The sequence below is a fragment of the Pseudoalteromonas porphyrae genome, from assembly GCF_001298125.1.
GTDB lineage: Bacteria > Pseudomonadota > Gammaproteobacteria > Enterobacterales > Alteromonadaceae > Pseudoalteromonas > Pseudoalteromonas neustonica.
The window spans coordinates 1-531 of the sequence record NZ_LHPH01000105.1 but is presented as its reverse complement, the minus strand read 5'-3'; the positions used below and the strand labels follow the sequence as shown (position 1 = coordinate 531).

Annotated in this window: 1 protein-coding gene and 1 pseudogene; both read left to right on the top strand. The window is 31.8% G+C overall.

The window, feature by feature from the left end:
• Window positions 1-207 (top strand): annotated as a pseudogene (locus ADS77_RS22455) (IS1595 family transposase); the annotation flags it as partial.
• Window positions 208-274: 67 nt separating this feature from the next.
• On the top strand, window positions 275-531 hold a 257-nt coding region (locus ADS77_RS21400; RefSeq protein WP_200909674.1), incomplete at its 3' end, for a phage integrase N-terminal SAM-like domain-containing protein.

Below are 531 nucleotides of genomic sequence, written 5' to 3'. Positions count from 1 at the left end.
CGCTTGATTGGCTTGGATAACCAAAGAGTGGTAGAAGGTATTTACCATATCCAAACACTTAATAATTATATGATGCGCTGGAAGGCATGGTTAAGACGTTTTAATGGCATTGGTACAGACTACATTGAGAATTATTTAAGCTGGTTTAGGTTTATGGAAGATAACACTGAGTATTCAGATCAAACATGGATAAAAGAGGCATTATGATATGAATTTTTAATACCCACACTCAACTACAACATAGCCATATAAATACAGTTAACTGAGATTTAAAATGAAAACTAAATCCCCTTTTCTTAATAGTATTATCAACTATATGTATAGCCATCACTATGCTAAAAAATCTATTGAAACTTATGTATTTTGGATTACTGCCTATATCCATTTTCATAATAAGCGGCACCCTACCAGTATGGGCAATAATGAAGTAGAAATATTTTTAAATCACTTAACAGTCACTAAAAAAGTGGCAGCGAGAACACAAGCAACCGCTTTAAATGCACTTGCTTTTTTATATAAACATATTATTAA